We start from the raw sequence: 26668 nt of genomic DNA, 5'->3' as shown, positions 1-26668 counted from the left end.
AGGAATCTCAAGATTTTAAAAGTCATTTAGGAATACTTTTTTAAAGATAATACGTAGTTGAGGAATATTTAAAAGAAAGATACAACTTATTTTTTAGTAATCTATGAGGTGTTCTTTACAATATTCGGCTTTAGGACAGGGCATTAAATTAAAAATGTTTGCTATTATTGAGAAATCTTTGTGAAACTATAATCTTTAAAAACCCTATCTTTGTGGCATATTTCGGTATTAAGAATAAAAAACTGTAATTTTATAGATACAACTAAACAGCTTATGCGCGGCCCGCTCTTTTACTCAAAAATTTTGCTTTTCGGTGAATATGGAATTATTAAAGATTCTAAAGGACTTTCCATTCCGTATAATTTTTATAACGGAGCACTGAAAATAGATGCACATCATACTGTTGCTACTCATAAGTCTAATGCGAGTTTAAAACGCTTTTCAGAATATTTGGAAGCACTCGAAACTGAAAACCCAAAATTGGTTTCATTTAATTTGGAAGCTTTAAAAGCCGATGTGGAAAACGGATTGTATTTTGATAGCAGTATCCCGCAGGGTTATGGCGTTGGTAGTAGTGGGGCGTTAGTTGCCGCTATTTATGATAAATATGCGAACGATAAAATTACCGTACTCGAAAACCTCACCCGTGAAAAACTGTTGGCGCTGAAAGCAATTTTTGCCGAAATGGAATCCTTCTTCCACGGAAAGTCTTCGGGTTTAGATCCTTTAAATAGCTATTTGAGTCTTCCTATTTTAATTAATTCCAAAGATAATATTGAACCTGCCGGCATACCTTCGCAAACCGAAAATGGCAAAGGTGCTGTGTTTTTATTAGATAGTGGTAGTACAGGTGAAACCGCGCCGATGGTGCAGATTTTTATGGAGAATATGAAACAGGAAGGTTTTAGGAATATGCTAAAAGATCAGTTTGTAAAACATACCGATGCCTGTGTTGAAGATTTTCTACAAGGCGATGTTAAATCGTTATTCGGGAATATTAAACAACTTTCAAAAGTAGTGTTAGACAATTTTAAACCTATGATTCCTGCGCAATTTCACAAGCTTTGGAAAAAGGGAATTGATAGCAATGCCTACTATTTAAAACTTTGCGGTTCTGGCGGCGGCGGCTATATGCTAGGCTTCACCGAAGATATTGATAAGGCCCGTAAAGCACTAAAAGATTATAAACTGGAAGTGGTTTATAGTTTTTAGGAAATTTTTCTGCTCTGAAATATTTTCAGAATTTTTCAATTTTGCACTATGCTATCCCGAAAACAAAAACTCTTCTTACTAAAGTTTTTCAGCCTGTTTTCAGTAGTTCGCGGATATAATATTTTAATTATTGTAATTGCCCAATATCTTACAAGTATTTATATTTTAGCGCCAGATTTGCCCGTTAGGCAGGTGTTGTTCGATGGTAATTTATTGATGCTCGTACTGGCTTCTTCCTCAGCAATTGCAGGAGGGTATATTATAAACAGTTTTTACGACAGCGAAAAAGATTTGATTAACCGGCCGCACAAAACAATGTTGGATAAACTGGTAAGTCAGCGCACCAAGCTTTCTGCATATTTTGTACTCAACTTTTTGTCGGTGGTTTTTGCAAGCTATGTTTCGTTTAAAGCGGTATTATTTTTTTCTATCTATATTTTCTTTCTGTGGTTCTATTCACATAAATTAAAGAAGTATCCTTTTATAGGAAACATAACTGCAGCGATACTTGCAGTTGTACCATTCTTTGCGATTTTTGTGCATTATGGCAATTTTGACGTTGTAATTTTTGTACACGCTACTTTTCTATTTCTATTAATTTCTATGCGCGAACTGGTGAAGGATCTCGAAAACATTACGGGCGATTTAACACACGGTTACAATACCATTCCCGTGGTTTACGGCGAAAGGATGGCAAAGCGCATGCTGTCTCTTTTAAGTGTGTTAACGCTAGTTCCCATCATTTTACTTGTCACAAAATTTAAGGATGAAATTGGCTATATGCACTTTTATTTTTATGGTAGTATTATGGGGCTTGCTTTTTTTCTTGCGGTTTTATGGTATTCTAGAACAAAAACGCATTATATAATCCTTCACAACATTTTAAAATTTGCCATAGTCTTAGGCGTTTTCAGTATTGTGTTAATTCACGTAGAATTATTAACAAGTAGAATTTTTTAAAAGTAGTAGTGAAGGTTATGCATAAAAGATAGTCTGCTTCATTGAGTTTAAATGAAAAGGACCAGCGAGACTAACTACTTCAACTTTACGAAAAAATCCCAAATTACCACACCCACACTTACCGAAATATTAAGCGAATGTTTGGTGCCAAATTGCGGAATTTCTATGACGGCATCGCTGGCAGAGACTACTTTTTGTTGAACGCCCTTTACTTCATTTCCAAAAATTACGGCGTAGGTTAAATCATTTTGCACAGAAAAATCGTTTAGGTTTACCGCCAGTTCAGCCTGCTCGATAGATGCCACAAAAACACCATCGTTCTTTAGTTTTGATACAACATCTAATGTGTTTTCGGCATATTCCCAAGCTACACTCTCTGTTGCGCCCAAAGCTGTCTTTTGAATATCTTTGTGCGGCGGCTGCGCAGTAATGCCACAGAGATAAATTTTCTTCACTAAAAAAGCATCTGCTGTTCGAAAAACCGAGCCTATATTGTTCAAACTCCGAATGTTGTCCAAAATTATAATCAACGGAGTTTTATCCGAAGCCTTGTATTCTTCAGGATTTATACGGTCTAATTCGCTATTTTTAAGTTTGCGGTATTTCATAAGGGCGCAAAGTTACTGGTTAATTCGTTAATTGGAAATTTGGTGCTCGGTAAATTAAAGGTAAAAACAACTCGGGGTCGGTAATGTGCTATTATTGTTGATAAAACCCAATAAATCAGTACTACTTCATTTTATAGAAAACTGCAATTTGCTTATTTTTATCGATTGTAGATTTATAAAAAGATACCCGTAATTTGGGCATTTGTTATGGCGAAGAAAGAAACCCCCTTGATGAAACAGTATAACACTATTAAAGCTAAGTATCCTGATGCTTTGCTGCTTTTTCGTGTGGGCGATTTTTACGAAACCTTTGGGGAAGACGCCGTACGTGCCGCTAGAATCTTAAACATTACACTTACCGCCCGCAACAATGGCGGTGATAATATGGAGCTTGCTGGGTTTCCGCACCATTCGTTAAATACCTACCTACCAAAATTGGTTATGGCCGGTTGCAGGGTTGCAATCTGCGACCAATTGGAAGATCCAAAATTAACAAAGAAAATAGTGAAACGCGGAGTTACCGAACTGGTTACCCCAGGCGTAGCCTTTAACGACGATATTTTACAGTCTAAATCTAATAATTTTCTGGCAGCGGTTCACTTTGGAGCAAAAAATTTGGGCGTATCGTTTTTAGATGTTTCCACGGGCGAGTTTTTGGTTTCGGAAGGATCTGCGGAATATGTAGATAAATTGCTTCAGAATTTTAAGCCTTCGGAAGTGCTTTTTTCGAAACAAAAACGAAAGCATTTTACCGAAACTTTCGGGAATGAATATCACGTTTTTCACTTGGAAGACTGGATTTTCCAAACCGATTATTCATTTGAAACACTTACAAAACATTTTGATGTAAAAAATTTAAAAGGATTTGGCGTAGATCATCTGGAAGATGGTATTATTGCTGCCGGTGCAGCACTTCATTATTTAAGCGAAACACGGCATACCAAACTTCAGCATATATCGCGTATTGCCCGAATTGCCGAAGACGAGTACGTGTGGATGGACCGCTTTACCATTCGCAATTTGGAACTTTACCATTCTAATCAGCAAAATGCGGTAACGCTTTTAGACGTAATAGATAAAACAATTTCGCCTATGGGTGGAAGGCTTTTAAAACGTTGGATGGCCCTTCCGCTAAAAAATGCCGAAAAAATAAACCGCCGTCACGAAGTAGTGAGTTTTTTATTGGATAACCCAGCCATTTTGGAAAAAATTCAATTAAACACCAAACGCATTGGCGATTTAGAGCGGCTTATTTCTAAAGTAGCAACAGGCAAGGTTAATCCGCGCGAGCTTATTCAACTTAAAAATTCGTTGGAGGCGGTAGTTCCCATAAAAACGTTGGCAATGCATTCGGAAAACGAATCGCTAAAAATTATTGGGGAACAATTGCACGATTGCGAATTACTTCGAAATAAAATAAAAGAAACCCTTTTTGAGGACGCTCCGGTAAATATTTTAAAAGGAAACTCAATTGCCGAAGGTTTTTCAGAAACGCTCGATGGGCTTCGGAATATTTCTGCAAATGGCAAGGAATATTTAGATGAAATGCTGGAACGCGAAACAAAACGCACGGGTATTACTTCGCTTAAAATAGCTTCAAATAATGTTTTCGGCTATTATATTGAAGTCCGAAATACCCATAAAGACAAAGTTCCGGAAGAGTGGATTAGAAAGCAAACGCTTGTTAGTGCAGAGCGCTATATAACCGAAGAACTTAAAGAATACGAAACCAAAATTCTTGGCGCCGAAGAAAAAATACTGGCATTGGAACAGGAAATTTTTGCAAAACTTGTGAATTGGCTGCTTCAATATATTAGTTCGGTACAGCAAAATGCAGCTTTAATTGCGCAGTTAGATTGTTTGTGCTCGTTTGCTACACAGGCACGGGAAGCTAATTATACGCGCCCGTTGCTAGATAATTCATTTGATTTGGATATAAAAGAGGGGCGTCATCCGGTTATCGAAAAGCAACTTCCGCCCGACGCGCCCTATATTGCAAACGATGTATTTCTCGATCGCGAAAACCAGCAAATTATTATGATTACGGGGCCTAATATGAGCGGTAAATCTGCTATTCTTAGGCAAACAGCTTTAATTGTTTTACTGGCGCAAATGGGGAGTTTTGTTCCGGCTTCGGCGGTACGGATGGGCTGTGTAGATAAAATATTTACAAGAGTAGGGGCAAGCGATAATATTTCTATGGGCGAATCTACTTTTATGGTAGAGATGAACGAAACGGCAAGTATTCTGAACAACCTATCGGAAAACAGCTTAATTCTTTTAGACGAAATTGGACGAGGCACCAGTACTTATGATGGAATTTCAATTGCATGGGCCATTAGTGAATACTTACACGAACATCCAACGCACGCAAAAACGCTTTTTGCAACCCATTATCATGAATTAAATGAAATGACCGAAACCTTTGAGCGAATTAAAAATTACAATGTTTCGGTAAAGGAATTAAAAGACAACGTGCTTTTTCTTCGAAAATTGGTCCCAGGTGGCAGTCAGCATAGTTTTGGAATACACGTTGCAAAAATGGCAGGTATGCCCCAAGCTGTGCTTTTAAGGGCGAATAAAATCTTAAAACGGCTGGAAAAAAGTCACGCCTCGGAAGAATTGACCGAAGAAATGAAAGCAGTTTCAAAGGAAGAAATGCAGTTGAGCTTTTTTAAGTTAGACGATCCGTTGCTCGAAGAGTTGCGCGAAGAAATATTAGACATTGATATTGATACACTTACGCCTGTAGAGGCTTTAATGAAACTCAATGAAATACGGCGTATGTTACAACGAAATGCAACTGTAAAAATTAAAAAATAAAATTCATTAATAATTTCTTTAAAAACACTTTGCTTTTGAAGTAAAATTTTTAAATTTGCTCCCGCTTTCACTAGGAAGCGACGTTCATTAAAATTCTGCGAAAATAGCTCAGTTGGTAGAGCGCCACCTTGCCAAGGTGGAGGTCGCGGGTTCGAATCCCGTTTTTCGCTCACAATGCGAGAATCTCTAAGGAGGTTGCGGGTTCCATCAAATTGTGGAAGCCGTTTTCGCTACGCTTTAAATGCCGAATGCTCGGCATTTTTTGTTAAGTCCAAGATTGTGTTAGACAATCATTTTTAAGCTCGAGTGGTGGAATTGGTAGACACGCCGGACTTAAAATCCTGTGACCATCTGGTCGTGCGGGTTCAAGTCCCGCCTCGAGTACAGAATCCTCTTTGTTGAAAAACAGAGGGGATTTTTTTATGCCAAGAAAGTTCGTAAAAATTCGCACAAAAAAAGCCTTTTCGGTTAAGAAAAGGCTCGTATGCTTTTTGATAAAAAAGGCTTATTGACCGTCAGTAGCGTCTTCTACAGCTTCTTTAGTGTCGTCAGCAGCTTCTTCTACAGCTTCACCTGCATCTTCCATTGCTTCGCCAGTAGCGTCAGCAGCGTTGTCGATAGCTTCGCCAGCTTCGTCCATTGCGTTTTCAGTTTCAACTTCAATAGTTTCAGCAGTTTCTTCAGCGTTTTCAGATGTAGTTTCTCTACAAGAGTAAACAGAAGCAACTAGTGCAAGAGCAGTAAGTGATAAGAATATTTTTTTCATTGTGATAATAAATTAGTGATTAATAGTGCGCAAAAGTAATTAAAAAAATGATTCAAAATTTTTTTTCAGATAAATATTTCCAGTATCGTTTCGGAATATGTTTTATGTGCAGTTGCATATTTTTTCGCGAAGCTATATTGCTGCTTTTAAAGTAGTTGCCCCAAAGTTCCTGAAATTGCATCTCTTCGGGGGTGAAGTAGGCCAGTGCGCTGCTTTCGGTGTTTATGTTTGAAGCTATTTCCATTGAAACAGTTTGCACTTGTTTAAGATTGTAATACAAGCCATATTTTCTTTTTAAATCGTAAATAAGCCATTTTTGGTCTGCGTATCTTTTTTGAAAATGGTCTGAATTAAGAGGCAAAACATTAAAATCCGGTTCAATTGTGGCAAAATAAATTTGGTCTTTGGTTAATTTAAACCGAACAAAAGCGTCCATTCTATGTTTTTCGCGATCTACTTTTTTGCAAACTTTGGAAATTTCTAAAATGTAGGGATCGGTATAATCCTTCTCTATATTATTATTTGCATTTATTGCACGCCGTATGTAATACAGAATGCTATTTTCAATAGAGGCTATTTCACTTAAATAAGCTTTGTAAAGTTTTCTTTTGCCTTGCGCACTTATTTTTTTTGATAGGCCGTTCCACACCCTGTTTGCTATTTTGCTGCATCGGCAAGGATGCTTAATTTTTCATTTATTCTTTCGAAATTCATAGCTTGATTTGGAATTTTGCCAAAAATACGGAAATATTCCAATCATATTGGATTAAATCCATTGTATTTTTAGGATATGTTCCAAATAATAGTATATTTGTGTATGGAATCTAAACTATCTATAGAAGCTCAGCGTTTTAAGAAAATTCGCGAAGAGCTAAGGCATACCCAGCAATCCTTTGCCGAATTGCTAGAAATTGGTGCAACAACCGCCGATATTGAAAGAGGAAAAACCAAAATTACCGGGAAGGTTGTGATGGAGCTCATGGCGCAGTTTAATATAAATCCGTTATGGATTTATGGTAAAAGTTTTGAAAAATATATAGATACGAGTCGTGGTGATGTAAGTCCAAAAGTTTTAACGCTAGATACAACGGGTGAAGATTCTATTATTTTAGTGAACCAAAAAGCAGCTGCCGGATACCCCAACAATATACACGATGTGGGATGGTACCAAACGCTTCCGGCATTTAATATTCCTTTGCCAGAATATAGAAACGCATCCTATCGCGGTTTTCAGGTAGAAGGTGATAGTATGTTGCCGAATATTCGGCCAAATGAATGGGTTTTAGGTAGGGCTGTACCTAGTATAAATGAAGCTGCCGACAGTAAAATTTATATCGTTGTTTTAAGAGATTCCGTACTGGTGAAAAAATTGCAGAAAATACCTAATAATCCTCAGGCAATTAGGCTAATATCTTTAAATGAGGAATATCTGCCAATTGATGTAAAAGTGAAGGATATTCAAGAATTGTGGATGGTAAATAGCAAATTAACCTTCGGAATTGACGAGCCGTCAGAAAGTAATTTGCTGCGCCAGTTACAACAATCTATGGACGATCTAAAAGCGCAGGTTATAGGAATAACGCAAAAAAAAACCGACTAATTTAGTCGGTTTTGATTTTTTGGATTAACGGATTTTAATTGTCAACGTCCACTTTTATTTTGGAATCTCCGTCTTCATCAGTTTTAATTTTCACTTCTTTCGTTTCGGTTTCCATTTTTATTTTTGTGTCGCCGTCGTCGCTTTTTACTTTTGTGTCAGCGCCTTCTGCCTGCATTTCTTGAATTATTGCTTCTTCTTCAGACAATTCTTTTTCCTGATCTCTACACGAGGTAAATCCTACAGATAGGAATGCTGCGCTTAATAAAATTACTGCTACTTTTTTCATATTTAGTGTTTTAGTTTGGTTCAAATTGTTTGTTGTTAAATGTCGTCAGTTCCGCCAGTACCTGTATTCTCCTGTATTTCGTTAACACCTTCTTGAATTGTGTTTTCTACGGGGTCTGTGGCATCATCATCTGTCATGTCTTCTATTTCGTCGTTAACGTCGTCAACAACGTCTTCAACATCGTCGGATTTTTTAGTTTCGCGGCACGATACAAAAGCAGTGCTAAATGCTACTACGAGTGCCAAACTTACTATTAGCTTTTTCATACTAGTTATTTTTTATGATGGTTATTTATTAATCGTCGTTACCTATATCTTCGATTTTCTTGTCAATTTCTTGATTCACTTCTTTATCCACTTCTTTAGCGGCTCTTTCTAGAATACCTTCATTGTCATTATCGGCTTCAGTTTCTACGTGTACTTCACGTACTACTTCCTTTGTTTCCGTTTTCTGTTCACGGCACGAACTAAAAGCTATTAAAGCAACAGCAAGTACCAAAATTAGTTTTTTCATAATTAGATTGTTTTTAATTGTTAGAACAAAGCTAAGTGATTAAAATTATGAAATGTATAATTAAATACTAAATAATGTAAAGGAAATACTAATTTGAAATTAATTGAGCGATCGTTATCATTAAAATTTAATAAAAAAGTTGCTCATTTTAATTTGTGGGAAATCCAGTTAACAATAGTCTTTGTAGCGCCCGTATTGTTGTTTACAAAGTGACCGGCAATCATTCCAGTTTTGTTTCGGAAATGTTCATCGTTCACTAATTTGGAAAGAATTTCATTGGCTTCAGCAGCATTTTTTACGGCAAATAAACCAGCTAGATCGCGCAAACGAATGGCTTCTGGGAATGCATCAAAATTTTTACCGATTACAATGGGCACACCAAAAGTAGCAGGTTCCAAGATATTGTGAAGTCCCGTTTTACCCATTGCACCGCCCACATACGCAATATCTGCATAATTGTAAAGTTTGGTCAATAAACCTATACAATCTATTATTAATACATTGTATTCTGAAATATTTACTTCGTCTATTGCGGAATGAAGCACCGTTTTCTTTACTATTTTGGTGGTGAAAGCGGCTATTTTATCACTTTCAATTTTATGCGGGGCAATAATGAATTTTACTGTGTCGGGAGCCGAATTTATATAGTCTATTAGTACATTTTCATCTTCCTGCCACGTACTTCCGCAGACAATACAAACAGAATTTTGTTTAAACTCTGCTGCAAATTTTAAAGTATTGTCAATTTCAATTTGATGCGAAACCCGGTCAAAACGTGTGTCGCCGCTCACGGTAGTTTGTTTAATGCCAATACCTTTCAAAAGTGTTTCAGAATCTTTATCCTGTAGAAAAAAATGATTAAAAGTGCCAAGAGCTCTTCGCATAAACCCGCCATAGCTTTTAAAAAATATCTGATTTTTCCGGAACACACCTGAAACCAAAAGCGTTGGGATGTTCTTTTTCTGAAGTTCGAATAAGTAGTTGGGCCAAAATTCGTACTTCACAAAGATGGCAAGAGTAGGCGTAATTGCCGAAATAAATTTTCGAGCGTTTATGGCGGTATCTATCGGTAAATAGACCACCGCATCTGCCAAAGGAGTATTTTTTTTATTTTCAAAACCCGAAGGCGAAAAAAAACTGACAATAATTTTATGGTTGGGTTTTATTTTTTTTACAGCTTCCATTATTGGTACCCCTTGTTCAAATTCGCCCAAAGAGGCACAGTGGAACCAAATAGTTTTATCTGCAGCCGAAATCTTTTTTTCTAAAATTTTAAAAACATCTTTTCTGCCCGAAATAAAGAGCGCTAACTTTTTACTGAAAAGTGCCGCAATGTGTAGCCCGAAGGACACTAAGTAAATTATTACATTATAAAAGGTGCGCATACAAAACAAAAATACCAAATTTCAGGAACCAATTTTCAATTAGTTGGCGCAATAAAGTAATAATTCAATAAGGTAACTTCTTCAATTCAAACAAATATCATTTTCGTAATTTTACCGAACTGAAAGAAAAGAAGTTCAATTTAAAGTTTCCGCTGGGGCGGGGTAATTATGAAAAAAATAGAAATGGTTGATCTTAAAGGTCAATATCAAAAAATAAAGGAGCGGGTAGACAGTTCCATTTTAAACGTTATTGAAACTACCGCTTTTGTGAATGGTCCCGAGGTACATCAATTTCAAAAAGAATTGGAAACATACTTGGGGGTGAAGCACGTGATTCCCTGCGCCAATGGTACCGATGCATTACAAATAGCGATGATGGGGCTTGGATTAAAACCCGGCGATGAGGTAATTACTGCCGATTTTACCTTTGCTGCAACTGTTGAGGTTATCGCGCTCTTGCAATTAACCCCGGTCTTGGTAGATGTAGATCCGGTAAATTTTAATATAGATGTTGAAGCTATTAAAAAATCAATAACGCCCAAAACCAAAGCCATAGTTCCCGTGCATCTTTTTGGCCTGGCCGCTAATATGGACGAAATTATGGCTATAGCCGAAGAACACAATCTTTATGTAATTGAAGATAACGCGCAAGGCATTGGTGCAGATTACACATCAAAAGACGGTACTAAAATGAAAACCGGCACTATTGGTCATGTTGCGTCAACCTCTTTTTTTCCTTCTAAAAATCTAGGGTGCTATGGCGATGGCGGCGCGATCTTTACAAACGATGATGATTTAGCACATACCATTCGCGGTATTGTAAACCACGGTATGTACGTGCGTTACCATCACGATGTTGTGGGTGTAAATAGTAGGTTAGATAGCATTCAGGCCGCAGTGCTACGTGCAAAGCTGCCCCTTTTAGATGAATATAATGCGGCCCGCAGAAATGCAGCCCGCAAATATAGCGAGGCTTTTGCAGGTGTAAAAAATATAGTAACGCCCACCGGTTTTTGCAATAACACGCAAACTATATGCGATGTTTGCGATTGTCACGTTTTTCATCAATACACTTTAAAAATAATTAATGCAGATCGCGATGCGTTGGTTAACCATTTAAATGAAAAAGGAATTCCGTGTGGAGTTTATTATCCAATTCCATTACACTTGCAAAAGGCGTATAGAGATGAACGTTATAAAGAAGAAGATTTCACGGTTACCAATCAGTTAATAAATGAAGTTATTTCGCTGCCAATGCACACCGAGTTGGATGATGAACAAATAGATTTTATAACAAAAACGGTAATTAATTTTATTGAGAAATATTAATTAAACTAATTCCCACATTATCGGGCACACATATGAAAAAAATACTAGTAACTGGCGGATTGGGCTATATAGGAAGTCACACCGTAGTTGAACTTCAAAATTCAGGTTTTCAAGTTATCATAATCGATAACCTTTCAAATTCTTCAATTGATGTTTTGGAGGGATTGACCAACATCACTAAAACAGCGCCCAGTTTCGAAAGACTCGATCTTAGAATAAAAGCAGATGTTATAGACTTCTTTAAAAGAAATCAAGATATAGAAGGGATTATTCATTTTGCTGCCAGTAAAGCGGTGGGCGAAAGTGTTGAAAATCCGTTGCTTTATTACGAAAACAATCTAAATACACTTATCTATTTACTTCAGGAGTGCAAAGCGTACGGTATAAATAACTTTATCTTTAGTTCGTCCTGCACGGTTTACGGCGAGCCAGATTCACTTCCAATTACAGAGAACGCCCCTGTTAAGGCTGCAACTTCTCCATATGGAAACACCAAACAGATAAGTGAAGAAATATTAAAGGATGCGTGTTCCATTTCAACTTTAAAGTCCATAGCACTGCGATACTTTAATCCCATTGGAGCACACGAAACTGCCGAAATTGGCGAACTACCGGCGGGCGTGCCACAGAATCTTGTACCGTTTATTACCCAAACCGCTGCCGGGGTCCGAAAGGAGCTATCGGTTTTTGGAGATGATTATCCTACCGAAGATGGTAGTTGTGTTCGCGATTATATACATGTAGTAGATCTGGCAAAAGCCCACGTTACTGCATTGCAACGCTTACTTTTAAACAAAAATGAAACACAGTTCGAGGTTTTTAACTTAGGTACCGGCAGAGGCAGCTCTGTTTTGGAGGTTGTAGAATCTTTCGAAAAAACCACGGGTGAAAAACTGAATTACAAAATTGTGGACCGTCGTCCGGGCGATGTTATTTCGGTTTATGCAGACACAAAGAAGGCAAATGAAATTTTAGGTTGGAAAGCCGAAAAAACTATGGAAGATGCTTTGGCTTCAGCTTGGAAGTGGGAGAAGAAAGTTCGTGAAATAGCGTAATAACACTGAGCGTAATAACACTGTTTATAATTTAAAATACAAATATGAAGAAGCTACTAACCCTTTTGCTTTTACTCGTTTTTATTGCAAGCAATGCACAGGATGTTTATCTACACTGTGGTAAATTAATTGACACCAAAAGCGGTAAAGAACTTTCGGAGAAGACAATAATTGTTTCGGGCAACAAAATTATTAGTATTGAAACAGGATATTTAACTCCCAAAAATCCTGAAGATCGGGTAATTGATTTAAAAAATAAAACAGTGCTACCTGGTTTAATAGATATGCATGTACATATTGAAGGGGAAACCAGCCGCGATCAATATTTAAAACCATTTACTTTAAACGATGCCGATGTTGCTTTTAATGCTGCTGAAATTGCCCGCCGAACTTTGCTAGCCGGATTTACCACAGTACGCGATTTAGGAGGAAGTGGCGTAAATGTTGCCCTTCGCAATGCAATCAACAGTGGAAAATCCGATGGGCCACGAATTTATACTGCGGAAAAAGCTTTGGCTACAACGGGTGGGCACGCAGATCCCACAAACGGACGAAAAAAAGAATTGATGGGAGATCCCGGTCCTGCCCAAGGGGTTGTAAATGGCGTTGAAGATGCTGCAAAAGCTGTGCGGCAACGCTACAAAAATGGTGCAGATTGGATAAAAATTACTGCAACAGGAGGGGTTTTAAGTGTTGCGAAAAGCGGTAAAAACCCGCAATTTTCAGAAGATGAAATTCGAGCTATTGTACAAACTGCAAAAGATTATGAAATGCCGGTAGCAGCGCACGCCCATGGCGATGAAGGTATGCAGCGCGCCATTCGCGCAGGTGTAAAAACCATTGAACACGGCACGCTTATGAGCGACGAAACCATGGAATTAATGAAAAAACACAATACTTATTTAGTGCCTACAATTAGCGCTGGCAGGTTTGTAAGCGATCAAGCTAAGATTGAAAATTATTATCCGGCTATAATTGTACCGAAAGCATTGGAGATTGGCCCGAAAATTCAAGAAATGTTTGCACGAGCGTACAAGAAAGAAGTGCCCATAGTTTTTGGAACCGATGCGGGTGTATTCCCACATGGACAAAATGCAAAAGAATTTGGTTATATGGTTGAAGCTGGAATGCCAGAAATGCAAGCAATTCAATCGGCAACTATTATTCCGGCACAGCTTCTAAATGCAGAGAATGAAATAGGACAAATCGCCCCCGGGTTTTTAGCAGATATTATCGCAGTTGAGGATAATCCAATAAAAAGCATCAAATCGCTAGAAAATGTAGTTTTTATTATGAAAAACGGGGTAATTTATAAGAATTAATCAAAGTTTAATTCATATTTAACGTTAATTATTTGCAATTGGAGCTAAGCCTTTGTTTCTTTGCACCCGAACAGTATCCTGTACTTTCGCTTTAAAAATAAGGCAAAGGGGATCAAAAAAACAAAGATGAAGTTAGTTTCAGTGAAACGACAAACAAAAACAGAAAAACGATTTACAGAAAAAATGGGAATGTTCACAACAAGCGTGATCTACATAAAAAAAACATTTTTGAGCATTCCATTTAAAACCCTTCACAAATACCGTGAAACTTATTATGGTAAAACTAAAGATTGTGAAGATTGTAGGATAAGCGCTTAATGAACAAAAAATTTAAGATTTAAAGTTTCAATAAATCTTTTACTATACCAAAACACCGAATGCGAAAGCTTTATTCGGTGTTTTTTTGTTTTAATACATTGCTACTCTTTTAAGCACTTAAGGATAACCAAAATCTGTCTTTCCACGTTTCATCGGAAAAAACTATTTGTTGTTCACCATTTTCTATTACTTCTAACTGTTGTTCGGTAGCAACAAGTTGAATTTCTTTATACAAAATGCGCTCTTCAAAATTAATATAATTGCTTAGTTCTTCTTCTATTTTGTGCAGTATCTTGTTTAGTTCGGCGGTTTCTGCAAATAACCTATTTAGTCTTCTGTGATTTGCTAAGGCTCTCTTAACACGTACATTATTTTCGCCTAGAATTGGAAAAATGTTTTTTTGCTCCATATCAAAATGAGCGTCTAAATAATTCGCCTTAAACCAATCAATATATTTTTTAATTCGTTTGGCATCAACTTTATTGCGTAGTCCCAGTCGTATGCGTTCGCAGAGCAGGATAACCTCGTCGTGTTCTTCAATAATAGGCGTTAGTTCTACCTTCGGATTCTTTGTTGTTTTGTTCATTTCTAGCGTCTATAAGGTTTAATTTAAATTAATTGAGTCTTAATTATTAGTATGCAAATTTGCATGAATTCTTTAACGTGGCTTATGAGTTCAATCATAGTCCAAAAATTTATAAATTTTTTGCAAGGCTATTCTATAAATAATCCTTAATTTTGAATGATTCTAAATAAGAAATTTAAAAAAAGAAATATATATGAAATTAGCATCATTAGTTAAGGAACTTGAATATCACGAAACTCGTCCGACCATTCAAGTTTTAATGGAAACCGAAACAGGAAAGGAAATAAGAATTGCATTTAAGGAGGGTCATGTAATGAAAGAGCACAAAACACCTTTTCCGATTGTAGTTGAAGTTTTTGAGGGCAGCATTGAATTTGGGATAAATGGAGTTATTCACAATTTGCAAAAGGGAGATTTGGTAGCGCTGGAAGGCGGTGTGCCACACGATTTAAAAGCTTTACAAACCAGTACGGTACGTTTAAGTTTAAACAAAGCAGATTCCGCAAAACGAGTGGACGATGTTGCAAAAAATTCCTGATGGGTCATAAAACAATAAATACCGAACAAGGCCACTGGATTCTCGCCAATATGGGAAAAAAAGTATTGCGTCCTGGCGGAAAAAAACTCACCTCAAAATTGGTGGGTGGGATGCATGTTTGTCCTGAAGATTCCTTTGTTGAATTTGCGCCTGGGATAGGCTTTACAATGGCTAAGATACTTAAGGAAAAACCAAAAAATTATACCGGAATAGAACTAAATGAAGAAGCTACCGCAAAATTACGGAAAAAGCTCAACGGTGCAAAAACGGCAACAATAATTAATACCTCTGCGGCCCAAACTGGGCTAAAAGATGAAAGTGCAGACAAGGTTTTAGGTGAAGCGATACTCACAATGCAGGTTGATAAGCGCAAATCGGAAATTATAAGAGAAGCATTTAGAATTCTTAAAAAGGGCGGGCTTTACGGTATTCACGAACTCGGTTTAACTCCCAATGAACTGGACGTTAAATTTAAAGAGACCATTCAACGGAAGTTGGCACAGACCATTCGCGTAAATGCGCGCCCCTTAACCCAAAAGGAATGGTGCCAGCTTTTGGAAAATGAAGGGTTTGTGATAAAAGCAATCTATGAATCGCCAATGCATCTTCTAAAACCCAAACGAATGATTGCCGATGAAGGAATTTTTAGAGCTCTTAAAATAGGTTTTAATATTCTCTCGCATCCGGCTGCCAAAAAACGAATTTTAAAGATGCGAAAAATCTTCAATAAGTATGAAAACCAAATGACTTCATATGCTATAATTGCCCAAAAACCTTGAATGTAAAAATAAATAGTTTCAGTTAAGTATGAAATTTTAAAAATAATTCACTTAAAAACAATGTATTCAAAAAATAAAATAGATTCTTTTATTAAAGAAATACCTCTTTTAAAGGATATTATGAATTTAAAACCTGTGGTTTGGCTAAATCCCAACAGAAAACCAAGTTCGGAAATGCCTTCTTTTCCTATTAAAAAGAAAGATATGGATGCTGCTGAGCAATTATGGAAGCGCTTTGCCCCCTTCTTTGTTAATGCATTTCCAACCACTGCAAAAACCAATGGTGTGTTGGAATCTCCGTTAATGGAAATTCAAAATATGAAGTCGCTTTTAAACCAAGAAAACACAAAAATTGAAGGACACTACTTTCTAAAATGCGACAACGCCCTTCCAATTGCGGGTTCGATTAAAGCACGCGGTGGTTTTTTTGAAGTATTGCACTATGCCGAAAAATTGGCGTTAAAAGCAGGTATTTTGAAAAAAGGAGACAATTACGCTGATTTTACGACAGATAAATACAAGACATTCTTCAACAAGTATAAAATTGGAGTGGGTTCTACTGGCAACCTGGGATTGAGTATTGGAATTATTAGTGCCAAATTGGGATTTCAGGTTACGGTTTATGTTTCGGCTGATGCCAAAATCTGGAAAAAAGATTTGCTGCGTTCCAAAGGAGTTGAAGTGATTGAGTTTGATGGCGATTTTAGTGAAGCGATTCTCGCAGGCAGACAAAAAACGAACGCCGACCCAATGGCGTATTTTGTGGATGATGAAAACTCCTACGAATTATTTTTGGGCTACACCGTGGGTGCGCTCCGCTTAGTAAAACAATTGGAAGAGGCCAATATTAAGGTAGATGCAGAGCATCCACTGTTTGTTTATTCTCCTTGTGGCGTTGGCGGTTCTCCAGGTGGAACGGCCTTTGGGCTAAAACAAATTTATGGCGACAATGTGCATTGTTTTTTTGTGGAACCCACACATTCTCCAGCCGTTTTAACAGGATTGGTAACTGGCGAAATGAGCAATATAAGTGTTCAGGATATTGGTGTTGACAATAAGACCGAGGCCGATGGTCTGGCAGTGGGGCGCCCATCTAATTTTGCAACTTCAGTAAGTAGTCATTTGGTGAGCGGCATTTATACCATAGAAGACGAACAACTTTTTATCCTATTGGCGAAATTGATGGACACTGAAAAGATATTTTTGGAGCCATCTGCCACCGCGGGTTTAATTGGACCGCAACGAATTGCCACTACAAATTACGCCGAAAAGAACAACTTGAACATGCAAAATGCTACCCATATTGTTTGGGCAACAGGGGGTGATTTAGTACCCAGTTTTGAACGAGAAGAATTTTATAAACGCGGATCAGAAGCTCTGGTTTAATAGTAAAAATACTTTAACCGAATGGAATAGCACAGCCCTATCAGCCGCATTAGGTTTGCTCTATTTCCAATTTTAAAAATGCCACAATTCTCAACGAATAAAACTGTTTTTTTTATTTGATAAATTAATTTTATCCATTATTATATAAAAAATAAATCATAATTTATTTAGAGCGATATATATAATAATCTGCAATATAATTACTAATATTACCCCTTGGATGATGAAGAAATTTCCTCAAAAAAAATCAACTCAATACTGCGATATACTATGAAAAAAATCTTGTTTTTAATTTTAATGAGCGGGTCGTTTATAGGCTTTGCCCAAGAGTCGAAAAATTTTGATGCAGGACCGCAGGGCAAGCACGAATTTAGACTCGATGGTTTTGAAGCATTAGTTTTTAAAACAATTGAAATAAATTATGAATATGTTATCAGTAAATACTCTGGAGCAGGTGCCGCCATCAGTTTTAATACGGACGGAGAAACTATCGGAGATTATGGTCAAAAGTTTGCCTTTACACCTTATTATCGACAGTATTTTTTAAATAAAAAAGAATACGGGGCACGGGGTCTTTTTGTTGAAGGGTCGCTACAGCTGGCCACTGGTGAGCACGAAATATATTATTACGACTACAATCCAAATACAGATACATATATAGAAGGTACAACTAAAAATAACTGGTTCGATACAGGAATTGGGCTAGCTATTGGTCAAAAATGGGTTAGTAATAATGGCTTTACTTTTGAGATTAGTGCCGGAGGTGGAAGATACCTTTTAAATGATGATTATGCACCAGAAGGATATTTTAGAGGTGGGATTTTAATAGGCTATAGATTTTAAATATATTTAAGATTCTCTAAAAATCTGAAAAACCTTCGGTAGCATTGGTGCCGAAGGTTTTAATATTTTATACCGCAAGGTATCTAAAATTTTATGCCTCGCCTTTTTCAGTTTCGGCATTTCTGTCAATTTTCTTTACCAATCCCTGGAGAACATTGCCGGGACCAACTTCTACAAAATTGGTTGCGCCATCCTTAATCATGTTTTGAACACTCTGGGTCCATTTTACAGGAGCTGTAAGTTGAAAGATGAGATTTTCCTTTATTTTTGATGGTTCAGTCACAGCAAAGGTTGAAACATTTTGATAAATGGGGCAAGCTGGCTTTTTAAAATGTGTATCTTCAATAGCTGCTGCCAATTCTTCGCGAGCAGGTTCCATCAACGGGCTGTGGAACGCGCCGCCTACTGGCAAAATTAAAGCTCTACGTGCGCCAGCTTCTTTTAAACTTTCACAAGCTTTTTCTACAGCATTAACATCGCCTGAAATTACTAACTGTCCGGGACAATTATAATTTGCGGCAACCACGATTCCAGGAGTATTTGCACATATTTCTTCAACCAAATGATCATCCAAACCTAGAACTGCGGCCATAGTTGAAGGCGTTACTTCACAAGCCTTTTGCATTGCCAAAGCACGTTTGTAAACCAACTGTAAGCCATCGCTGAAGGCAAGCGTTTTGTTGGCCACCAAAGCCGAAATTTCGCCTAAAGAATGCCCAGCAACCATATCTGGCTTAAACTTGCTACCCATCACTTCGGCTAAAATAGTGGAGTGAAGAAAAATAGCGGGTTGGGTTACTTTGGTTTCTTTTAACTCGTCTGCAGTGCCTTCGAACATTATTTTGGTAATGTCAAATCCTAAAATTTCGTTTGCTTGTTGAAAAAGTTCTTTTGCTTTTAAAGAGTTTTCGTAAAGATCTTTACCCATTCCGGTAAACTGCGCGCCCTGTCCGGGAAATATGTATGCTTTCATTTTTAGTTGATTTAGAATTACAAAAATAGGATTAATTCTATAAAAATCGATTTACTATTTGGTTCACCTGCGGTAAATAGCCTGAGCCAAAAATATTTAAATGAACCAATAAATAATACAGTTGCCACAGTGATACACGTTTTTCCCAGCCTTCGTTTAAAGGAAAAATAGCGCTATAATTATAAAAAACTTCTTCTGGAAAACCACCGAAAAGTTTCATCATGGCAAGGTCCATTTCGCGCGATGCGAAAGCTACTGCCGGGTCTATTAAAAAGGCCTCTCCCTTTTCTGAAATTAAAAAATTTCCGTTCCAAAGATCGCCGTGAATTAATGAAGGAGGTTCAGTCGGGATTTCTTCTGAAATATTTTTATACAATATTTCAAGATTTTTAAAATGAAATTTATGGTTGGACGCTAATTTAAATTGCGGTTCTAATCTTTGTGTAATGTAAAATTCTGAAGCAGAAATACAGATGTTATTTTGCTGCTTTAAACTACCTATATAATTGTCGTGGTCCAATCCAAAATTTTGCTGAGTGGTTTTATGAAGGGTCGCCAGCTTTTCGGCAAATAGGCTCCAAAAATCACTACGTAAATTACCAACAGAAATATATTCCATCAACAAATAGGAAGTATTTTCGGAAGTGCCGGTTGTCATTACTTCGGGTATGCTAAAGCTTTCCGAGGTTTTAAGCAATTGCAAACCTGCCGCTTCGGCAACAAACATATTGGGAAACTTTGAGGTATTATTCAATTTCACAACAAAACGCTCTTGTTTACAATTTAAAAGAAAAACTTGGTTAATGTCGCCCCCAGATAGTGGTTGCGCATCAATTAATTGAAGGTTGTTTTGCGATGCTATTTCCGAAAGTAGTTTTTCCAATTGATACGGGAAAGCAATTAACGCTATTTCTGAATCCAAGTTTCATACGTAAAGGAATACTTATGTTTTTCATCCTTGGCGTGTTCTGTTTTAGAAATTAGCTGCCAATGGTCCTTTGAAAATTCTGGAAAAAAAGTATCTGCATCCTTAAAGGCGCCGTGAACGCGGGTAAGTTCAATTTTATCTGCAAATGGCAGGCCCATTTTATAAATTTCGCCCCCTCCGATAATAAAAGGTTGCGAATCGTTTTTTGAAATTTCAAGTGCATCTTCCATACTGTGCACCACCACTGCGCCCGGTTTTTTGTAGTTTTTATTTCGAGTAATTACCAAATGCGTTCTATTGGGAAGTGGCTTCGGGAACGATTCAAACGTTTTGCGCCCCATAATAATATAATGCGTGGTGGTTAACTCTTTAAAACGTTTAAAATCATCCGGTAAATGCCAAAGCAGCCCATTGTCTTTTCCTAGTTCGTTATTTTCGCCAGCGGCGGCAATCATTGTAATCATTGTACGTCTGGCGGTAAAGGATTGTTTAACTGGTCTTTTTTTGGAGTCGCTGGCGGCGCGGTGGGCAGTTGTAATTCTGTATCTACTTTTTTCTGAAGTTCGGCAATACGTTCGGCTTGTCGGGCTTTTAGTTTTTCAAGTTGCCGATCTTCCCATTCTTTGTCCATAAACTTATTCATCACAAAAACGTTAAAAAGATGTACAAGAAATATAAATGTCCAGATTAAGATAGCCCACACAAACCAGTTTTGGAATAAGGTTTCATTACCGTAACCCAAAACAGGATTAATAATTATTAATAGTACTGAGCCTACTAAAAACAGAACAAAATGGCGCATCAGGTTTTTTTTCTGTTTTATACGTTGGCGCGCGTACTCGTACTGTTCGCGTTGTTCGGCGTCAATTCTTTCGGTTTTTTTAGCTTTTGAAAACATAGTTGGTTACTTTCGTTGAAATTGAACTTTTACTGATGCATTCAGCAATGTAAAAATACCTAAAATTCGCCATTTTGGCCACGCACTTATGGAAGATTTAAAAAAACACTTTCCAGCGCTAAAAACCTGTACGTATTTAAATACTGCTTCAAACGGCGTAATTTCAAAACCTATTATAGAATGGCGCCGCCAGCACGATATGGATTTAATGAACCATGCCAGCGTTTTTCGCGATAAGCACAAACTTCATATTGAAGAAATTAGGAAAACCGTTTCTAACTTTTTTGATGCCCGTGCAACTGAAACTGCCCTAATTCCCAATATATCCTTTGGAATAAATAGCGTTTTGGAAGGACTTTTAAAAGGGCAGAAAGTATTGCTTCTTAAAAACGATTATCCGTCTGTAAATTGGCCTGTTGAAACAAGAGATTTTGAAGTTTGTTATGCCGAAATTGATGAACATTTAGAACAAAATATTGAAGAAGCTGTTATAAAGCACAACCCAGATATTTTTATGTTTAGCATTGTACAATGGCAAAGTGGGATTAAAATAGATTTTGAATTTTTGAAACGGTTAAAAAGCTGTTATCCCAATTTGCTAACAATTGCCGATGGTACGCAATATATGGGTGCGGAGAAATTTAGCTTTGCTGAAAACGCCATCGATGTTTTGGGCGCGAGTGCTTATAAATGGCTAAATGCAGGCTATGGTAACGGATTTATTATGGTGAAGAAATCTGTAAGAGAACGTATTTTCCCAAAAACCATTGGGTTTAATTCTGCCGAACGTTTTGAGAGTTTGCCTGCCGAAACTGCTTTTATGAAGCATTTTGAACCGGGCCACCAAGACACCTTAAATTACGGAAGTTTGGAGCAGGCTATATTATTTCAGGAAAAACTGGGAACCGAAAATATATATAAAAAAATAGCATTCCTTTCCACCAAAGCGAGAGCGAGTTTTGCAGCGATGGGCCTATTAAAAAACGATACATTGCTTCGCGAAAAGCATTCTTCAATTTATAATTTGAAAGGCGATAAATCGCAGTTTAAAAAACTGATGGAAAACAATATTATTTGTTCACTTCGGGGCGGGGGAATTCGAGTGAGTTTTCACTATTATAACACCGAAGAAGATTTAGACAAGCTGGTTCGTATTTTAAAATAGCTATTCAACTACCGATACTCCTTTCCAAAATGCCACGTGATTTTTTATGGCTTTGGCGGCGTATTTGGGTTCCGGATAATACCACGCCGCATCTTTATTAACAGCGCCATCTACTTCAATGGTATAATATGAAGCATCGCCTTTCCATGGGCAATGTGTTTTGGTATCACTTTTTTTGAAGTAGGCAGATTTTATTGCGTCTTCGGGAAAATAGTGATTGTTTTCAATAACGACTGTTTTGTCAGATTCTGCAATAATTTTAGTATTCCAAATGGCTTTCATTTATTGTATTGTTTTGGGTTTTTGTGATTCGTATTACGCTTTTTTGAAAACGTAATTTTTATAATATTCCTGTTCGTCTGTAAACGACGAAACAATTGTTAATCCCGATTCTTGGGCAAGCCAACGCACTATTTTATCGTCGTATTTCTGCGAAATTTCTGTGTGTATGGTTTCCCATTTATCAAAATGTACGGTTAGCTGCAATGCTTCAATTGTCACGTCCATTGCTTCGGTGGCTACTAAAAAGCTTTTAGCTGTACCGGTTTCGGGGTCGTAAACTTCCCAATGTTTAAATTTTTCCGGATTAAAATTACCGCCGAGCTCGCGATTAATTCGGGTTAAGATATTTTTGTTAAATGCTGCGGTTATTCCTTCGGGATCGTTGTAAGCGTTTAAAATTGTCTGAGGTTCTTTTTTTTGATCGAAGCCCATAAAAAGCAAATCGTCCGGGAGCATACTATCTTTCAATTTTGTGAGAAAGTCAATGGCTTTTGGATGTTTTAGATTGCCAATATTGCTGCCTAAAACCATTATTACTTTTTTGCGCTTGTTAAACCCTTTTAACCGTTCTAAAACTTCAAAATATTCACCTACCTCGGCATCTACGGTAAGTGCGGGCATTTCGGCAGCTAAATTTTTAGCGAGTAATTCAACAGCATTTTCGCTTATATCAATGGGTTTGTAAATAAAGTTGAAGTTATTTTCAGACATATACTTTAAGAGCAGCTTTGTTTTTTTGCCATCGCCAGCACCTAATTCAATTAAATCGAGACCGTTTTCTCGATCCCGAAAAAGTTCGCCAATTGTTTTGGTATGGGTAGAAATAATTTCAAATTCACAACCCGTTAGGTAGTAATCTGGCATTGCCATAATATCCTGAAAAAGGCTATCGCCCTTTTTGTCGTAAAAATATTTGGAAGAAAGGTATTTCGGAAAATTAGTAAGCCCTTCGGTAACTTCGTTTTTAAAATTTGTGTTGTGTTTCGGTTGCGTTTTAGTAGTCATATATTTTTAGTCGAGATTATTTAGCCAACCTTAAACCGGTAAATTGCCACCGTAAGTTTGTTTGAAAAAAATTGCGATAGGTGGCGCGGGTGTGTTTTGGTGAAGTAGCCACCGAGCCACCGCGAAGCACTTTTTGATTTACCATAAATTTACCGTTGTATTCACCAATAGCGCCCGGAGCTTTTGTATATCCGGGATACGGTAAATAAGCGCTTTCGGTCCACTCCCAGCGGCTTCCCCATTTAAAATTTTCTTGGGCGGCTTCCCATTCAAATTCAGTGGGGAGACGGCATTGTTTCCATTGGGCAAAGGCGAATGCTTCAAAATACGATAGATGCGAAACAGGGGCTTGTAAATTTAATTTTTGGAGCCCCATTAAGGTATATTGGTGCCAAACATCGTTAATTTTATGCCAGTACATAGGTGCCGAAATATTATTCAGTTTTACCCAATCTAAACCTTCGGCATGCCATAAGTTGAAATCTTTGTAGCCGTCTGCATTTATAAACTCCAGATATTCGGCATTGGTAATTAATTTATTCGAAATTTTATAATCGTGCAGGAATACCTTGTGGCGACCCAACTCATTGTCGTAACAGAATTCTTCAGAATTATTATGCCCTATGTCATAGATTCCTTCGTTAAATTGAAGCCATTCCTGTTGAAAATTTTGAAGTGGATTTTCGTCAAAAGAATCATTGTATTTGGGCAGTAACGGGTTATTTCCCAAAATATACTTTATGTCTGTGGTAAGTAATTCTTGGTGTTGTTTTTCGTGATGGATTCCTATTAGGAGAATTTCTTTTAATTCTTCTGAAATATCTTCGGAAAGAAATTCCTTCATCTCGTTAGTAACATAATGACGATAGTCGTAAACTTTGGCTACTCCAGGCCGCGACAGATTTCCGCGATCATTTCTAATTACTCTTTTTCCTACATTTTCATAGTAGCTGTTAAAAACGAAAGCAAAGTCCTCGTGAAAAAGTTGGTAATCGGGTTTGTGTGGTTTTAAAATAAATTCCTCAAAAAACCAAGAGGTATGGCCTAAGTGCCATTTTGGTGGCGATACGTCTACAATGGGCTGGACCACATAGTCTTCAATCTCCAAGGGTTTGCAAATATCTTCGGTGCGCTGGCGGGTTTCTAAAAAAAATGAAACCAATGTATTTGTTGCTATCATAAAAAAAGTGCCGCATTTTTTTTGACGACACTTTAAATATAAATATTAAAATTGTTTAAGGCTATTTCATTGGCGTTAAACAGTTGTTAAACTGGAATTATTAGTTTTTTCGCTTTCGTTTTTTTTTCTTTTTTTCGTTCTGTGTTGGTGGTTCAATTTTAAACACAATAGGTAATGAATACAATACGCCAACGGCTTCGCCTTTTTGTTTTCCTGGCTCCATTTGGGGGAGGTTGCTTACAACGCGAACGGCTTCGGCTTCAATCTCGGGATGTGCGGCACGGGCGCGTACGCCTACCACATTTCCTTCTTTGTCTATTTTAAATTGAACGGAAACTCTGTAAACATTGGGAGGGAGGTTAAGTGCTTCAATTTTGCTTAAATTAAAATGCATGCTAACAAATTCAGAGATTTTGGTAGACATACATTTTTTTAGTTCCAGATTGGTGTTAAAGTCGCAATCTGGATACACGGGAACTTTTTCAATTACTGCAAACGGCACGTTATCGTTGGTCGCGTGAGATTCAGAAACCTCTTCGCTTTGCGCAAAAGAAAATGCCGAACTGATAATAATCAGAATTGTGAATATTTTTTTGAACATTTTATTTCCCGGTTTTAAATGTAAATGGCACAGTGTATTTAATAGCACGAGGTTTACCGCCCATCATTCCGGGTTTTGCCATTTTTGGAATTGCCATTATATTGCGTTTGGCTTCTTCTTGCAATTCTTTAGTACCTCCAGAAACACTTTTTACATCTACAATTCCTTGTTCGTTTATAACAAACTCTACAATTACTCTACCTTCATCATTGTTTTTGTAGGCGTTGGGAGGGTATTTAAAATTTTTTGAAATATGCGTGGCCAACTGAGTGTTAAAGCAATTGTCGCGCTGTGACACATTTCCTTTTTCACAACCCGGCCAGATGGGGGCTATTTCTTTAAGGGTAATATTGTTTTTACGAACGTCTCCCCATTCTTGTTGTGCAAAAATGGCGGTTGAAAATAGAAAACAAGTTAAAAATAGTAAATTCTTCATTTTGGGGTTTTTGAGTTAAAAATTAGATGGCAACAGCACCTTTAATGTGAGGATGCGGATTGTAATCTACAAGTGTAAAATCATCAAAAGTGAAGCCAAATATATCTTTTACATCTGGATTGAGCAACATTTTTGGCAAAGGCCTAAAATCTCGAGACAATTGAAGCTCCACTTGTTCATAGTGATTGCTGTAAATATGGGCGTCGCCGAAGGTATGTATAAAATCGCCAGCTTTGTAGCCACAAACTTGTGCCATCATCATCGTTAGCAATGCATAAGAGGCAATATTGAAAGGTACTCCTAAAAATATATCGGCACTGCGTTGATAAAGTTGACAAGATAATTTACCATCGGCTACATAAAATTGAAAGAAAGCGTGGCAGGGAGGGAGCGCTGCTTTGCCATTGGCAACGTTTTCTGAAAACGATTTTGAAGTATCCGGCAACACGCTCGGGTTCCAAGCGCTAACAAGCATTCTTCTACTGTCTGGGTTGCTTTTTAGGGTTGTAATTATATCTGAAATCTGATCAATTTCCTCGCTGTTCCAATTGCGCCATTGGTGGCCATATACGGGTCCCAGGTCGCCGTTTTCGTCTGCCCATTCGTTCCAGATTCGCACGCCGTTTTCTTGAAGATATTTTACATTTGTATCGCCATTTAAAAACCACAAAAGTTCGTGAATAATAGATTTTAAGTGAAGTTTTTTAGTAGTAATCATTGGGAAGCCTTCGCTTAAATCAAAACGCATTTGATAGCCAAAAACACTTTTGGTGCCAGTGCCGGTGCGGTCTTGTTTTGCAGAGCCAGTTTGCATTACGTGTTTTAAAAGGTCGTGATATTGTTTCATTTTAAAGCCAAATAAATTAATGGCCTAATGTACTAATAGCGACG

The 26668-nt window shown here is 37.4% G+C and carries 31 protein-coding genes and 2 tRNA genes; 15 read left to right on the top strand and 18 right to left on the bottom strand.

All coding sequences use genetic code 11. The features are described from left to right. Positions 1 to 273: 273 nt before the first annotated feature. Positions 274 to 1212: a mevalonate kinase family protein gene (locus VZD24_RS05775; protein WP_279449221.1), complete on the top strand. Its 939-nt coding sequence runs from the start codon at positions 274 to 276 to the stop codon at positions 1210 to 1212. Between the two features lie 48 nt (positions 1213 to 1260). Then, complete coding sequence (locus VZD24_RS05770) at positions 1261 to 2172, top strand: geranylgeranylglycerol-phosphate geranylgeranyltransferase (protein WP_342687093.1); 912 nt, start codon at positions 1261 to 1263, stop codon at positions 2170 to 2172. Positions 2173 to 2246: 74 nt separating this feature from the next. Here VZD24_RS05770 and VZD24_RS05765 read toward each other — a convergent pair whose 3' ends face one another. Further along, positions 2247 to 2780, bottom strand: a complete 534-nt coding sequence (locus VZD24_RS05765) for an RNA methyltransferase (RefSeq protein ID WP_279449219.1) — start codon at positions 2778 to 2780, stop codon at positions 2247 to 2249. A 207-nt stretch (positions 2781 to 2987) separates the two neighbouring features. Between VZD24_RS05765 and mutS the strand changes: the two genes are divergently transcribed. The 3 genes from mutS to VZD24_RS05750 all read left to right on the top strand — a co-directional run bounded on the left by mutS (position 2988) and on the right by VZD24_RS05750 (position 5987). After that, entirely contained in the window at positions 2988 to 5603 is a 2616-nt protein-coding gene (gene mutS, locus VZD24_RS05760) for a DNA mismatch repair protein MutS (RefSeq protein WP_342688773.1), read from the top strand. A gap of 97 nt (positions 5604 to 5700) precedes the next feature. Continuing rightward, positions 5701 to 5773 (top strand) — tRNA-Gly (locus VZD24_RS05755). Positions 5774 to 5903: 130 nt separating this feature from the next. Continuing rightward, positions 5904 to 5987: transfer RNA gene (locus VZD24_RS05750), tRNA-Leu, on the top strand. Between the two features lie 121 nt (positions 5988 to 6108). Here the strand turns inward: VZD24_RS05750 and VZD24_RS05745 are convergent. Both VZD24_RS05745 and VZD24_RS05740 read right to left on the bottom strand, forming a co-directional pair. Further along, positions 6109 to 6369, bottom strand: coding sequence for a hypothetical protein (locus tag VZD24_RS05745; protein WP_279449217.1), 261 nt, complete (start codon positions 6367 to 6369; stop codon positions 6109 to 6111). 52 nt (positions 6370 to 6421) lie between these two features. Beyond that, complete coding sequence (locus tag VZD24_RS05740) at positions 6422 to 7018, bottom strand: TIGR03915 family putative DNA repair protein (protein ID WP_373693812.1); 597 nt, start codon at positions 7016 to 7018, stop codon at positions 6422 to 6424. 168 nt (positions 7019 to 7186) lie between these two features. On the opposite strand from VZD24_RS05740, the gene VZD24_RS05735 reads away from it, so the two are divergent. After that, positions 7187 to 7969 (top strand): LexA family transcriptional regulator, encoded by a 783-nt coding sequence (locus VZD24_RS05735; protein ID WP_279449216.1) that lies wholly within the window; start codon positions 7187 to 7189, stop codon positions 7967 to 7969. 34 nt (positions 7970 to 8003) lie between these two features. On the opposite strand, the gene VZD24_RS05730 is transcribed toward VZD24_RS05735, so the two are convergent. The 4 genes from VZD24_RS05730 to VZD24_RS05715 form a co-directional block, all read right to left on the bottom strand. Continuing rightward, positions 8004 to 8255, bottom strand: coding sequence for a hypothetical protein (locus VZD24_RS05730; protein ID WP_279449215.1), 252 nt, complete (start codon positions 8253 to 8255; stop codon positions 8004 to 8006). 35 nt (positions 8256 to 8290) lie between these two features. Further along, positions 8291 to 8521 carry a hypothetical protein gene (locus tag VZD24_RS05725; protein ID WP_279449214.1) on the bottom strand — a complete coding sequence of 77 codons (231 nt, stop codon included), beginning with the start codon at positions 8519 to 8521 and terminating at the stop codon, positions 8291 to 8293. Positions 8522 to 8549: 28 nt separating this feature from the next. Further along, a complete protein-coding gene (locus tag VZD24_RS05720) occupies positions 8550 to 8768 on the bottom strand; it encodes a hypothetical protein (RefSeq protein WP_342687095.1) in 219 nt (72 codons plus the stop codon). Between the two features lie 143 nt (positions 8769 to 8911). Continuing rightward, a complete protein-coding gene (locus tag VZD24_RS05715) occupies positions 8912 to 10153 on the bottom strand; it encodes a 3-deoxy-D-manno-octulosonic acid transferase (RefSeq protein ID WP_342687096.1) in 1242 nt (413 codons plus the stop codon). Between the two features lie 168 nt (positions 10154 to 10321). Here VZD24_RS05715 and VZD24_RS05710 point away from each other — a divergent pair, with 168 nt between their 5' ends. The 4 genes from VZD24_RS05710 (at position 10322) to VZD24_RS05695 (ending at position 14177) form a co-directional block, all read left to right on the top strand. After that, positions 10322 to 11482, top strand: a complete 1161-nt coding sequence (locus VZD24_RS05710; protein ID WP_279449211.1) for a DegT/DnrJ/EryC1/StrS family aminotransferase — start codon at positions 10322 to 10324, stop codon at positions 11480 to 11482. A 32-nt stretch (positions 11483 to 11514) separates the two neighbouring features. After that, positions 11515 to 12537: a UDP-glucose 4-epimerase GalE gene (gene galE, locus VZD24_RS05705; RefSeq protein ID WP_342687097.1), complete on the top strand. Its 1023-nt coding sequence runs from the start codon at positions 11515 to 11517 to the stop codon at positions 12535 to 12537. A gap of 44 nt (positions 12538 to 12581) precedes the next feature. Continuing rightward, positions 12582 to 13859 carry a metal-dependent hydrolase family protein gene (locus VZD24_RS05700; protein WP_342687098.1) on the top strand — a complete coding sequence of 426 codons (1278 nt, stop codon included), beginning with the start codon at positions 12582 to 12584 and terminating at the stop codon, positions 13857 to 13859. A gap of 126 nt (positions 13860 to 13985) precedes the next feature. Further along, a complete protein-coding gene (locus VZD24_RS05695; protein WP_237603294.1) occupies positions 13986 to 14177 on the top strand; it encodes a hypothetical protein in 192 nt (63 codons plus the stop codon). Positions 14178 to 14286: 109 nt separating this feature from the next. Here the strand turns inward: VZD24_RS05695 and VZD24_RS05690 are convergent, their stop codons facing one another. After that, positions 14287 to 14763: a hemerythrin domain-containing protein gene (locus tag VZD24_RS05690; RefSeq protein WP_342687099.1), complete on the bottom strand. Its 477-nt coding sequence runs from the start codon at positions 14761 to 14763 to the stop codon at positions 14287 to 14289. A 193-nt stretch (positions 14764 to 14956) separates the two neighbouring features. On the opposite strand from VZD24_RS05690, the gene VZD24_RS05685 reads away from it, so the two are divergent. The 4 genes from VZD24_RS05685 (at position 14957) to VZD24_RS05670 (ending at position 18309) form a co-directional block, all read left to right on the top strand. Continuing rightward, positions 14957 to 15301 carry a cupin domain-containing protein gene (locus tag VZD24_RS05685; protein ID WP_279449207.1) on the top strand — a complete coding sequence of 115 codons (345 nt, stop codon included), beginning with the start codon at positions 14957 to 14959 and terminating at the stop codon, positions 15299 to 15301. Then, entirely contained in the window at positions 15301 to 16080 is a 780-nt protein-coding gene (locus VZD24_RS05680; protein WP_342687100.1) for a methyltransferase domain-containing protein, read from the top strand. Before VZD24_RS05685 ends, VZD24_RS05680 begins: the two co-directional genes overlap by 1 nt. A gap of 60 nt (positions 16081 to 16140) precedes the next feature. Further along, a complete protein-coding gene (gene dsdA, locus VZD24_RS05675) occupies positions 16141 to 17466 on the top strand; it encodes a D-serine ammonia-lyase (RefSeq protein WP_342687101.1) in 1326 nt (441 codons plus the stop codon). A gap of 270 nt (positions 17467 to 17736) precedes the next feature. Continuing rightward, the gene (locus tag VZD24_RS05670; protein WP_279449204.1) at positions 17737 to 18309 is read left to right on the top strand and encodes a hypothetical protein; all 573 of its coding nucleotides are present in this window, start codon (positions 17737 to 17739) and stop codon (positions 18307 to 18309) included. Between the two features lie 91 nt (positions 18310 to 18400). Here VZD24_RS05670 and fabD read toward each other — a convergent pair whose 3' ends face one another. From fabD to VZD24_RS05650, 4 genes are read right to left on the bottom strand one after another with little or no spacing between them, the layout of a single operon-like run. Further along, positions 18401 to 19282, bottom strand: coding sequence for an ACP S-malonyltransferase (fabD, locus tag VZD24_RS05665; RefSeq protein ID WP_342687102.1), 882 nt, complete (start codon positions 19280 to 19282; stop codon positions 18401 to 18403). 37 nt (positions 19283 to 19319) lie between these two features. Then, complete coding sequence (locus VZD24_RS05660) at positions 19320 to 20204, bottom strand: fructosamine kinase family protein (RefSeq protein WP_342687103.1); 885 nt, start codon at positions 20202 to 20204, stop codon at positions 19320 to 19322. Then, complete coding sequence (locus VZD24_RS05655; RefSeq protein ID WP_279449201.1) at positions 20189 to 20674, bottom strand: dihydrofolate reductase; 486 nt, start codon at positions 20672 to 20674, stop codon at positions 20189 to 20191. The genes VZD24_RS05660 and VZD24_RS05655 overlap by 16 nt, the downstream gene beginning before the upstream one ends. Next, positions 20671 to 21108, bottom strand: a complete 438-nt coding sequence (locus VZD24_RS05650; protein WP_279449200.1) for a 2TM domain-containing protein — start codon at positions 21106 to 21108, stop codon at positions 20671 to 20673. Before VZD24_RS05650 ends, VZD24_RS05655 begins: the two co-directional genes overlap by 4 nt. Before the next feature lie 88 nt (positions 21109 to 21196). On the opposite strand from VZD24_RS05650, the gene VZD24_RS05645 reads away from it, so the two are divergent. Continuing rightward, a complete protein-coding gene (locus VZD24_RS05645; protein ID WP_342687104.1) occupies positions 21197 to 22273 on the top strand; it encodes an aminotransferase class V-fold PLP-dependent enzyme in 1077 nt (358 codons plus the stop codon). Here the strand turns inward: VZD24_RS05645 and VZD24_RS05640 are convergent, their stop codons facing one another. From VZD24_RS05640 to VZD24_RS05615, 6 genes are all read right to left on the bottom strand, one after another. Further along, entirely contained in the window at positions 22274 to 22555 is a 282-nt protein-coding gene (locus tag VZD24_RS05640; RefSeq protein WP_279449198.1) for a DUF427 domain-containing protein, read from the bottom strand. A 33-nt stretch (positions 22556 to 22588) separates the two neighbouring features. Beyond that, complete coding sequence (locus VZD24_RS05635; protein ID WP_342687105.1) at positions 22589 to 23560, bottom strand: L-histidine N(alpha)-methyltransferase; 972 nt, start codon at positions 23558 to 23560, stop codon at positions 22589 to 22591. 16 nt (positions 23561 to 23576) lie between these two features. Further along, positions 23577 to 24740, bottom strand: coding sequence for an ergothioneine biosynthesis protein EgtB (gene egtB, locus VZD24_RS05630; protein WP_342687106.1), 1164 nt, complete (start codon positions 24738 to 24740; stop codon positions 23577 to 23579). A gap of 100 nt (positions 24741 to 24840) precedes the next feature. Next, positions 24841 to 25341 (bottom strand): energy transducer TonB, encoded by a 501-nt coding sequence (locus VZD24_RS05625; protein WP_279449195.1) that lies wholly within the window; start codon positions 25339 to 25341, stop codon positions 24841 to 24843. A gap of 1 nt (position 25342) precedes the next feature. Beyond that, entirely contained in the window at positions 25343 to 25777 is a 435-nt protein-coding gene (locus VZD24_RS05620; protein WP_279449194.1) for an energy transducer TonB, read from the bottom strand. A 22-nt stretch (positions 25778 to 25799) separates the two neighbouring features. Continuing rightward, the gene (locus VZD24_RS05615; protein ID WP_279449193.1) at positions 25800 to 26624 is read right to left on the bottom strand and encodes a thymidylate synthase; all 825 of its coding nucleotides are present in this window, start codon (positions 26622 to 26624) and stop codon (positions 25800 to 25802) included. Positions 26625 to 26668 lie beyond the last annotated feature (44 nt).

Source organism: Aequorivita flava, from assembly GCF_038742595.1.
GTDB classification, from domain to species: domain Bacteria; phylum Bacteroidota; class Bacteroidia; order Flavobacteriales; family Flavobacteriaceae; genus Aequorivita; species Aequorivita marisscotiae.
The sequence above is the reverse complement of the archived record's forward strand: the minus strand, read 5'-3'. Positions and strand labels throughout refer to the sequence as shown.

Coding starts and splice junctions, on each gene's coding strand:
- VZD24_RS05775 (WP_279449221.1), top strand. CDS start 274: ATGCGCGGCCCGCTCTTTTACTCAAAAATTTTGCTTTTCGGTGAATAT.
- VZD24_RS05770 (WP_342687093.1), top strand. CDS start 1,261: ATGCTATCCCGAAAACAAAAACTCTTCTTACTAAAGTTTTTCAGCCTG.
- VZD24_RS05765 (WP_279449219.1), bottom strand. CDS start 2,780: ATGAAATACCGCAAACTTAAAAATAGCGAATTAGACCGTATAAATCCT.
- mutS (WP_342688773.1), top strand. CDS start 2,988: ATGGCGAAGAAAGAAACCCCCTTGATGAAACAGTATAACACTATTAAA.
- VZD24_RS05745 (WP_279449217.1), bottom strand. CDS start 6,369: ATGAAAAAAATATTCTTATCACTTACTGCTCTTGCACTAGTTGCTTCT.
- VZD24_RS05735 (WP_279449216.1), top strand. CDS start 7,187: ATGGAATCTAAACTATCTATAGAAGCTCAGCGTTTTAAGAAAATTCGC.
- VZD24_RS05730 (WP_279449215.1), bottom strand. CDS start 8,255: ATGAAAAAAGTAGCAGTAATTTTATTAAGCGCAGCATTCCTATCTGTA.
- VZD24_RS05725 (WP_279449214.1), bottom strand. CDS start 8,521: ATGAAAAAGCTAATAGTAAGTTTGGCACTCGTAGTAGCATTTAGCACT.
- VZD24_RS05720 (WP_342687095.1), bottom strand. CDS start 8,768: ATGAAAAAACTAATTTTGGTACTTGCTGTTGCTTTAATAGCTTTTAGT.
- VZD24_RS05715 (WP_342687096.1), bottom strand. CDS start 10,153: ATGCGCACCTTTTATAATGTAATAATTTACTTAGTGTCCTTCGGGCTA.
- VZD24_RS05710 (WP_279449211.1), top strand. CDS start 10,322: ATGAAAAAAATAGAAATGGTTGATCTTAAAGGTCAATATCAAAAAATA.
- galE (WP_342687097.1), top strand. CDS start 11,515: ATGAAAAAAATACTAGTAACTGGCGGATTGGGCTATATAGGAAGTCAC.
- VZD24_RS05700 (WP_342687098.1), top strand. CDS start 12,582: ATGAAGAAGCTACTAACCCTTTTGCTTTTACTCGTTTTTATTGCAAGC.
- VZD24_RS05695 (WP_237603294.1), top strand. CDS start 13,986: ATGAAGTTAGTTTCAGTGAAACGACAAACAAAAACAGAAAAACGATTT.
- VZD24_RS05690 (WP_342687099.1), bottom strand. CDS start 14,763: ATGAACAAAACAACAAAGAATCCGAAGGTAGAACTAACGCCTATTATT.
- VZD24_RS05685 (WP_279449207.1), top strand. CDS start 14,957: ATGAAATTAGCATCATTAGTTAAGGAACTTGAATATCACGAAACTCGT.
- VZD24_RS05680 (WP_342687100.1), top strand. CDS start 15,301: ATGGGTCATAAAACAATAAATACCGAACAAGGCCACTGGATTCTCGCC.
- dsdA (WP_342687101.1), top strand. CDS start 16,141: ATGTATTCAAAAAATAAAATAGATTCTTTTATTAAAGAAATACCTCTT.
- VZD24_RS05670 (WP_279449204.1), top strand. CDS start 17,737: ATGAAAAAAATCTTGTTTTTAATTTTAATGAGCGGGTCGTTTATAGGC.
- fabD (WP_342687102.1), bottom strand. CDS start 19,282: ATGAAAGCATACATATTTCCCGGACAGGGCGCGCAGTTTACCGGAATG.
- VZD24_RS05655 (WP_279449201.1), bottom strand. CDS start 20,674: ATGATTACAATGATTGCCGCCGCTGGCGAAAATAACGAACTAGGAAAA.
- VZD24_RS05650 (WP_279449200.1), bottom strand. CDS start 21,108: ATGTTTTCAAAAGCTAAAAAAACCGAAAGAATTGACGCCGAACAACGC.
- VZD24_RS05645 (WP_342687104.1), top strand. CDS start 21,197: ATGGAAGATTTAAAAAAACACTTTCCAGCGCTAAAAACCTGTACGTAT.
- VZD24_RS05640 (WP_279449198.1), bottom strand. CDS start 22,555: ATGAAAGCCATTTGGAATACTAAAATTATTGCAGAATCTGACAAAACA.
- VZD24_RS05635 (WP_342687105.1), bottom strand. CDS start 23,560: ATGACTACTAAAACGCAACCGAAACACAACACAAATTTTAAAAACGAA.
- egtB (WP_342687106.1), bottom strand. CDS start 24,740: ATGATAGCAACAAATACATTGGTTTCATTTTTTTTAGAAACCCGCCAG.
- VZD24_RS05625 (WP_279449195.1), bottom strand. CDS start 25,341: ATGTTCAAAAAAATATTCACAATTCTGATTATTATCAGTTCGGCATTT.
- VZD24_RS05620 (WP_279449194.1), bottom strand. CDS start 25,777: ATGAAGAATTTACTATTTTTAACTTGTTTTCTATTTTCAACCGCCATT.
- VZD24_RS05615 (WP_279449193.1), bottom strand. CDS start 26,624: ATGAAACAATATCACGACCTTTTAAAACACGTAATGCAAACTGGCTCT.